The organism is Rhodococcus sp. T7 (assembly GCF_009872365.1).
GTDB lineage: Bacteria > Actinomycetota > Actinomycetes > Mycobacteriales > Mycobacteriaceae > Rhodococcus_F.
The window spans coordinates 191,423-198,257 of sequence record NZ_WXYH01000221.1; the positions used below are offsets into that span (position 1 = coordinate 191,423).

At 65.5% G+C, this 6,835-nt stretch carries 10 protein-coding genes; 5 read left to right on the forward strand and 5 right to left on the reverse strand.

The genetic code is table 11. The features are described 5' to 3' along the window. Positions 1 to 4: 4 nt before the first annotated feature. The 3 genes from MLGJGCBP_RS21180 to MLGJGCBP_RS21190 are packed head-to-tail and all read right to left on the reverse strand — an operon-like array spanning position 5 to position 1,853. A complete protein-coding gene (locus MLGJGCBP_RS21180; RefSeq protein ID WP_160097877.1) occupies positions 5 to 919 on the reverse strand; it encodes a catechol 2,3-dioxygenase in 915 nt (304 codons plus the stop codon). Next, positions 910 to 1,323, reverse strand: a complete 414-nt coding sequence (locus MLGJGCBP_RS21185; RefSeq protein ID WP_160097878.1) for a 2Fe-2S iron-sulfur cluster-binding protein — start codon at positions 1,321 to 1,323, stop codon at positions 910 to 912. Before MLGJGCBP_RS21185 ends, MLGJGCBP_RS21180 begins: the two co-directional genes overlap by 10 nt. Further along, positions 1,323 to 1,853, reverse strand: a complete 531-nt coding sequence (locus MLGJGCBP_RS21190) for a flavin reductase family protein (RefSeq protein WP_236581233.1) — start codon at positions 1,851 to 1,853, stop codon at positions 1,323 to 1,325. The genes MLGJGCBP_RS21185 and MLGJGCBP_RS21190 overlap by 1 nt, the downstream gene beginning before the upstream one ends. 256 nt (positions 1,854 to 2,109) lie before the next feature. Here MLGJGCBP_RS21190 and MLGJGCBP_RS21195 point away from each other — a divergent pair, with 256 nt between their 5' ends. Both MLGJGCBP_RS21195 and MLGJGCBP_RS21200 read left to right on the forward strand, forming a co-directional pair. Beyond that, entirely contained in the window at positions 2,110 to 2,868 is a 759-nt protein-coding gene (locus tag MLGJGCBP_RS21195) for a ParA family protein (protein ID WP_087555623.1), read from the forward strand. Continuing rightward, the gene (locus MLGJGCBP_RS21200) at positions 2,868 to 3,350 is read left to right on the forward strand and encodes a hypothetical protein (RefSeq protein WP_087555624.1); all 483 of its coding nucleotides are present in this window, start codon (positions 2,868 to 2,870) and stop codon (positions 3,348 to 3,350) included. Before MLGJGCBP_RS21195 ends, MLGJGCBP_RS21200 begins: the two co-directional genes overlap by 1 nt. Before the next feature lie 113 nt (positions 3,351 to 3,463). Here the strand turns inward: MLGJGCBP_RS21200 and MLGJGCBP_RS21205 are convergent, their stop codons facing one another. Further along, a complete protein-coding gene (locus tag MLGJGCBP_RS21205; RefSeq protein ID WP_236581234.1) occupies positions 3,464 to 3,790 on the reverse strand; it encodes a hypothetical protein in 327 nt (108 codons plus the stop codon). 263 nt (positions 3,791 to 4,053) lie between these two features. Then, positions 4,054 to 4,860, reverse strand: coding sequence for a TspO/MBR family protein (locus MLGJGCBP_RS21210; RefSeq protein ID WP_160097879.1), 807 nt, complete (start codon positions 4,858 to 4,860; stop codon positions 4,054 to 4,056). A 196-nt stretch (positions 4,861 to 5,056) separates the two neighbouring features. Here MLGJGCBP_RS21210 and MLGJGCBP_RS21215 point away from each other — a divergent pair, with 196 nt between their 5' ends. Genes MLGJGCBP_RS21215 through MLGJGCBP_RS21225 form a run of 3 tightly spaced genes read left to right on the forward strand, consistent with a single transcriptional unit; the run spans position 5,057 to position 6,650 of the window. Further along, positions 5,057 to 5,509 carry a phage holin family protein gene (locus MLGJGCBP_RS21215; RefSeq protein ID WP_236581235.1) on the forward strand — a complete coding sequence of 151 codons (453 nt, stop codon included), beginning with the start codon at positions 5,057 to 5,059 and terminating at the stop codon, positions 5,507 to 5,509. Next, complete coding sequence (locus MLGJGCBP_RS21220; RefSeq protein WP_160097881.1) at positions 5,506 to 5,760, forward strand: DUF3618 domain-containing protein; 255 nt, start codon at positions 5,506 to 5,508, stop codon at positions 5,758 to 5,760. Before MLGJGCBP_RS21215 ends, MLGJGCBP_RS21220 begins: the two co-directional genes overlap by 4 nt. A 41-nt stretch (positions 5,761 to 5,801) precedes the next feature. Then, complete coding sequence (locus MLGJGCBP_RS21225) at positions 5,802 to 6,650, forward strand: SDR family oxidoreductase (RefSeq protein ID WP_087555628.1); 849 nt, start codon at positions 5,802 to 5,804, stop codon at positions 6,648 to 6,650. The last annotated feature ends 185 nt before the right edge of the window (positions 6,651 to 6,835 follow it).

The window sequence follows — 6,835 nt, forward strand, 5'->3', positions numbered from 1 at the left end:
GCGTTCAGGTGACGACGGTGAGGAAGTCTTGGTCGAGTTCGCGGTGCGTGAAGTTGATTCCGCGGGCGGCCTGGTCCATGGTCCAGGTGATGGTGCGGAAGTCCTTGCCGGTGCGGTAGCCGCCGGCGAAGACCTCGTTGCGGTTGCCGGCCGGATCGAAGAAGTAGATCGTCTCCCCGCGGGTGATGCCGTGCCGAGCGGGCCCGAAGTCGATCGGCACGTCCCGCATCGAGAAGACGTCGCCGGCGTGTAGCAGTGATGACCAGTCCGCGACGTGGTAGGCGAAGTGGTGGAGTTTGCCGTTCTCGCCCTTGACGAACGCGATGTCGTGCGGTTGCTCTCCGCAGAACATCCAGGATCCGACCAGGTCGGTGTTGTCGTCACCGCCGACGAGTCGTTCGGCTGCCTGGAAGTCGAGAACTTCGGAGAAGAACCGTTCCAACAGGACCGGGTCCTCGGTGGTGATCAGGGTGTGGTCCAGGCGTGGAACGCCGATGCCGCGCAGACCCTGCCTCGGCCACGGATCCGGATTCCACAGGCCGGTGGAGGTGCCGAGGTATTCGATGTCGCTGTAGAGCTCGAGGGTGTGCTCCGACGGCAAGGTGATGCGCAGACCGTCACCGACCGACAGGTTGTCGCCCTTGCTCATCCGTTCGCAGGTGGCGCCGAACGCGCGCACACAGTTCTCGATGTCGTCGAGGGCCTGCGCGTCGGTCACCTTGTAGCCGAGCTTGATCAGTCCGACCCCGCCTTCGTGCAGGACGACGGAATGGTGGTCGGCTTCGTCCCAGGACTTGAGGTACACGGTGCCGTCGTCCTGGTGGACGGCGTCCATGCCGAGCGTGTCGATGTAGTGGTCCCTGGCTTCGTCCAGGTCGGTGACGTTGATGTGGACGTAGCCCAAGCGCATCACGGACATGTCGGTCCCTTTCTCGTGGGGTGTGTTGCTGTACTTCGACGTTCGGTGTCGAGGTGGGGCAGTGCGGCACCGATACCGGTGAGAACGTTGACGATTCGATCGCGCGGCCCGAGTTCGATGATCACGTCGGTGAGGGGAGTCGCCCGGCAGGGAAGGCAGCTGCGAGTTTCTGGTTGCGGCCTGGGGCCGTTCACCACCGTGTCGCTGACCGGGGTGGGATAGGCGACGTGTCCCTCGACGAGTGCCGCTCGGCACGCACCGCAACCGCCACGGCGGCATTTGTACCGAATGCGCAGGCCCTGTCGGCGTAGTGCATCGACAATCGTCTCCCGTTCCAGGACAACGATGGAAACTCCGTCCGGGCGTATCGTCACCGTCCGAGCACCGCCGTTGGGTGTGTTCATCAGCCGAGCGGAACGAGTGTGTGGAAGCGCCGTGCGTGATACACCGCCGGTGTCTCCGCTGCGCCGAGGTGCACGCCCTCCACCCGGCCGACGAGAATCTCGTGGTCGCCGCCGTCGTGCCGGGCGTGCATCGAGCACGACAACCGGGCGACGGCACCACGCAGCGCCGGAAGTCCGTCGGGATGCTCGTCGAAGTCGTCGCCGGCGAACTTGTCGGCTCCCTTGGTCGCGAAGCGGGTCGCCACAGGGGTGTTCTCATCTGCGGCGAAGTGGATCGCAAATCTGTCTGCCGTGGTAAAAGCCGGGTAGGAGTCGGCCGACTTCGTCAGGCACACCAGAACCAGCGGTGGTTCCTGTGAGACGGCGGTGAACGCGCTTGCCGTGAAACCACGAGGGGTACCGGTGTCGTCCTCGGTGACCACCACCGTCACTCCGGACGGGAAGCGGCTCAGCGCCTCACGGAAGTCTTCAGCGCTGACGTCCGGTGTGATCCTGCCGGGGTGATTCCCTACGACTGGTGCGGTGCTCATACTCATCACGTCCTCCTGACCTGCTGTTCGACCGGATCGGTCGGTGATGTGAACAGAAGGTTATGAACGATGAGGGCGCATGCTGATCCGAAAAACGCGAGCCAGATCCAGAAAGCGCAAGAAGTATGGCGTAGGTCACTCGGAGGTTGGTTCGACCCGGTCCTCGGCGACACAGCTCAGATCGGCGGCTCGTCCGCGTGTCGCGGAGAAGTTAAGTATCTTGAGATACCTCAGTATGTTTAACCGAAGGGACACCATGACCCGCACCATCGCAGTGGTCAACCATAAGGGCGGCTCGACCAAGACCACGAGCACGGTCAACCTCGCCCAGGCCCTCGTCGAAGCCGGTTACACCGTCCGCGTCGTCGACCTCGACCCCCAATGCAACGCCACCACCTGGCTCGGCGCCACGCCCGAAGCTGTCGACAACGATGTCCTGTCGGTACTCATGCTGGTGGCGAGCATCGAGGAAGCGACCACCATCACCGCGTCCGGGATCCACCTCGTTCCTGCCACCAAGGAACTCGACTCCGTCGGGCCCTACTTCCTCAAGAAGCCCGGTGCGCACGGCATCCTGCGCAAAGCCCTCACCAACGCCCCCGACGTCGACTTCAACCTTATCGACTGCCCCGGAGACTTCGACCACCTGACCATCAGCGCACTCGTCGCCTGCACCGAAGTGCTCGCCGCGGTCATGACGGGCGCCATGGAACTCGAAGCGCTCATGCGGATCGAGAACTACATCACCCAGCAGGTCGAGTTGCTCAACCCCACCGCGCGGCTCAATCACATTTTGTGCGGCCGCGTCGAACTCGGCCAGGTCATCGACCAGCAGGTTCTCGCCGCGCTCCGCGAGACTTACCCCGACCAGACGATGCGCACCATCATTCCGAAGTCCGTCCGTGTCAGCGAAAGCTACAGTGCCGAAGAACCCGTCGTCAGGTGGGCACCGTCCTCCTCCGCATCACGCGCTTACCGCGACGCCGCCCAAGAGCTCGTCGAAAGGATGCCCTGATGACCGCGACACGTAAGCCCGGACTTGCGAGCAACCCCCTCGAACGTCGCCAGCAGGCCCGCGCAGGCGCACACCCGGACGGGACGCACTCGCGCGCACGTCGAAAGGACCTCCTGGTGGGCGTGACACGTGAGCCCGGACTCGCGAGCAACCCCCTCGAACGCCGCAAGCGGCGGCTGCCGAACCTTGTGGAACAGTGCGTGGACGTCGCGCAAGTAGCCCTCGGCGAGGAAAAGATGACCACGAAACGGGTCTCCGTAGGAAAGAAGCAGGTATCGGTCTCCATCGAGACCGCCCGGGTCGAGCACGGCAAGGACGCCGTCGCCGCCATCGGCCACATCGCCGGTGCCCCCAGCAGTTGGTCCGCCCTCGTCGACGAAGCCGTCGCCCACTACCTCGCCGTTCTCGAACGCAGGTACAACAATTGCGAACCCTTCCCCCCGCGCGACGCCGAGGTCGTCCGGAGCCCACGCATCAAGTAGGCCGCCCAGGGCAGTCACATCGACCGCAGGCAGCAGTAGAGGGAGATGTTGCTGTTCGTGCGCGGGGTGTCGAACCCGATGTCAACCGCGCATGCGGAAGCCACGTGGGTGGTTCACAGATGGGCCAGCATGGGGAAGAGGGCGATCGCGGAGACGGTAATTCCCGCGGCGCCGGCAACGACGCCCAGCAGGGCCCGCAGTGATGCTGCCTCATCGTCTGCATCCGCGGACCGCGACATCGCGATGGCGCCGCAGACGACCGCGGCTAATCCCAGGATGAAGCCGAGTGCTACCACCCAGAACGACGCAACGGAGAGAGCCCCCAAGGCGATCGACACGGCAGGCAACTGCGAACCGTGCGGTTTCCCGGTGTCGCTGGTGTCGACGGAGGCAGACATGCAGTTGTCGGCACGGGGGCTGTGGGGGACGGCGGCGGTCATGATCCTCCTTCGTACGGTTGGCGCGTCGGGTCGGCGGGCCACATTGGCGGCTGAACAGGGTTCGCAGTGTGTTCGGGACTGGCCCGTCCACGAATACGAGTGGTGTGTCGAGGTCGCCTTGGTAGTCGGTGGCCACGATTACGTCGAGGCCGAGCTTGTGACGTAGGCCCCACTAAGAAATTAGCACTCATGCCGTGCGAGTGCTAGATCTTTTCCCTAACTAACTTTCTGCTGCCTCTGATTTGTGCGGGTGACCGCGGGCGTCACCGTGGGGAATGTGATCGAGGTGAGCGGGCGATCGCGGTGGCGGCCATGGCGACCGCGGCGGCGACGGCCGCGGCGATGGCGGCCGGCCGCGAATCAAGACCGCCGCCCGAGGTTCGCGCCGCGACTATCCAGGCAAGACCCCACACAATTGCGGCGGTGACGGTGAACCTTCCGCGACCGGCGACGGCGAGAAGGCCTGCGACCACGGCGACCAGTGCGAGGACGAGGACGGCCCAGGTGTCGGGTCCGAGTCCGAACGGATCGATATCGGCGCCAGCCAGTGTCGCGGCGATGTTGGCGACGACGGCGACACACACCCAGCCGAGGTAGATGTACGCGGTGCCGTCGACGAGGACCGCCTCGACACGGCCTGCGGGCCTCTCCGTGGTCAGGAACCCGAAGACCACCACGAGGGCGGCGAGCAGCGCGATGATGACCAGGACGCTGAGCCAGAGCTGTTCGAACTGAACGCAGGTTATCCAGGTCGCGTTCAGGACCATAGCGGCGGCGAACCACCACCCGACCTGCCGTTGACGAACATCGGCGCGGTGAGCGGGCAGCGCCTGCCAGATCGCGTACCCAATGAACCCCGAATAGATCAGTGTCCAGATCGAGAAGGCGGGCCCGCCGGGGGCCACGGCCGTGGCGTCCGCGGCGAGGGCACCATCGGCGACCTCGGCGATCGGAGTTCCCACCAGTGCTCCCGAGCCGATGAAGGAGCCGACGACGGCCACCGCTGCGGAGACGATCACGAGGAGCACGCGGACGCCGTCGTGACGGATCGGTTCGATCGAACTGTTCATGGCCACCACTCTCCCGTAGAAGGTCCGTTGTCGACGATAGGTCTCGGCGTCGTGAACGCCACCGTGTCGGGGCGCAGCACCAGACGAGAAATGCTGCGCGGCAGGGATTCGCGGCCGCCGCGCTGCCGGATGGGTGGCCGGCGTTTCGTAAACCGGGCCGTTGGGCAATCGGATGCCGACGACAGGAGGGATGATTGTGACCCACACCCACCACACGGGACCGTCCCCGGATCGGTCGGGCGAACCCCCGGACGCGGCACGTCAGGTCGACGACCTGTCCACCGTTCAGCTCGTGGAACGCCTCACCGACCAGGTGAAGGCGCTTGTTCAGACCGAGGTCCGGCACGGAATCGTCGAAGTGAAGGACAAGGGCGCGCGCTTCGGAGTCGGGGCCGGCGTCTCGGGTGCCGGACTTCTCATCGTGCTGTACGGACTCGGCGCCCTGGTCGGCGCGGCGGTACTCGCACTGGCGACGGTCCTGGACCCGTGGCTCGCGGCACTGGTGGTGGCAGTCGTCCTCATTGCGGCGGGCGGCGTGGTCGCCGCCGTCGGCGGGCAGCGGGCCAAGGACGCACTACCTCCCACCCCGGACGACACCACCCGCAGCGTCCGCCGGGACGTCGACACGGTCAAGGAAGGCCTCCGATGAGTGCCCCGCGAGAGTCGACCCCGGACGGCGGCGACCTCGCCGCTGCCGCTGCACGCGAGCGCGCCGAACTTGCCACGACGCTCGACGCCCTGGCCCACAAGGTGGACGTGCCTGCGCGCACGAAGGCCGGCATCCGGCGGGAACTCGACAAGGTCCGGACCGAGCCGCGAGCCGCGGCGCTCCTCGGCGGTGCCGTCGCCGGTGTCGTTGCGCTGCTTGTCTTCCGCCGACGAACTCGGCGGCGAAGGTGACGCCCGTAGGCGGGCGGTTGACCACTCGATAGGAGAGGCGCATGGGCGAACACACTCCACACACAATCGACTACCCCGGTCGAACCTCGGAGATGGCGGAAGAACCGCATGACGAGATGCGCGCGTATCGGGGCAACGAATTGCTGAGCGGAAAGAGGGCACTGGTTACCGGCGGAGACTCGGGGATCGGGCGCGCCGTAGCGGTGGCGTTCGCGAAGGAAGGCGCCGACGTGGCCATCGCTTACCTCGAAGAGAGCGACGACGCGGCTCACACGGCTGAATTGGTCGAGGGGGAAGGGCGGCGCTGCCGCACATACGCGGGCGATCTCGCCGATCCGCAGCATTGCCGTGACGTCGTCGCACGCACGGTCTCGGAATTGGGCGGGCTCGATATCGTCGTCAACAACGTGGCCTACCAGGAACCCGTCGACGATTTCCTCGACCTGTCCGATGAGCAGTGGCGGCGAACGTTCTCGGTGAACATCGACAGCTACTTCCACGTGACGAAGGCGGCCGTGCCGCATCTCGGCCGGGATTCCTCCATCATCAACACCGGTTCGGTCAACGGTTTGCGTGGAAACAAGTCGCTGATCGACTATTCCGCGACCAAGGGGGCGGTGACGGCCTTGACGTACTCGTTGGCTCAAACCCTGCTGGAACGCGGAATTCGCGTCAATTGTGTTGCTCCCGGACCGGTCTGGACACCACTGATCCCGGCGACCATGGACGAGGAGAAAGTCGCGGAATTCGGGAAGCAGGCCCCGTATGGGCGGGCAGCCCAGCCCGACGAGATCGCGCCGTCCTACGTGTTCTTCGCTTCCGGGCTACTGTCCTCCTACTACTCCGGCGAAGTGCTCGCCCCATTGGGTGGTGAGACGCTACCGGGCTGACAGTGTGCAACAGGGACGCGTTTGGGTCAAGTCCCTGGAGGTGGTGTACAACGTCGTCGCGTGATGCCTCGTCGGTGAGTCAGGCAGTCAAGGCTGGTGTCACCTCCTCGGTGGTCCCGGTGGTCCCGGTGGTGCTGTCGGTGGGCTTGTCGTTGCGGGAGCGCGCTAGCGCGTCCAGGCCGAGA

What these genes read in the sequence shown, in the direction of transcription:
- MLGJGCBP_RS21185 (WP_160097878.1), bottom strand. Translation starts at nt 1,323, where the DNA reads ATGAACACACCCAACGGCGGTGCTCGGACGGTGACGATACGCCCGGAC.
- MLGJGCBP_RS21225 (WP_087555628.1), top strand. Translation starts at nt 5,802, where the DNA reads ATGGGCGAACACACTCCACACACAATCGACTACCCCGGTCGAACCTCG.
- MLGJGCBP_RS21190 (WP_236581233.1), bottom strand. Translation starts at nt 1,853, where the DNA reads ATGAGCACCGCACCAGTCGTAGGGAATCACCCCGGCAGGATCACACCG.
- MLGJGCBP_RS21200 (WP_087555624.1), top strand. Translation starts at nt 2,868, where the DNA reads ATGACCGCGACACGTAAGCCCGGACTTGCGAGCAACCCCCTCGAACGT.
- MLGJGCBP_RS21180 (WP_160097877.1), bottom strand. Translation starts at nt 919, where the DNA reads ATGTCCGTGATGCGCTTGGGCTACGTCCACATCAACGTCACCGACCTG.
- MLGJGCBP_RS21205 (WP_236581234.1), bottom strand. Translation starts at nt 3,790, where the DNA reads ATGACCGCCGCCGTCCCCCACAGCCCCCGTGCCGACAACTGCATGTCT.
- MLGJGCBP_RS21195 (WP_087555623.1), top strand. Translation starts at nt 2,110, where the DNA reads ATGACCCGCACCATCGCAGTGGTCAACCATAAGGGCGGCTCGACCAAG.
- MLGJGCBP_RS21220 (WP_160097881.1), top strand. Translation starts at nt 5,506, where the DNA reads ATGAGTGCCCCGCGAGAGTCGACCCCGGACGGCGGCGACCTCGCCGCT.
- MLGJGCBP_RS21210 (WP_160097879.1), bottom strand. Translation starts at nt 4,860, where the DNA reads ATGAACAGTTCGATCGAACCGATCCGTCACGACGGCGTCCGCGTGCTC.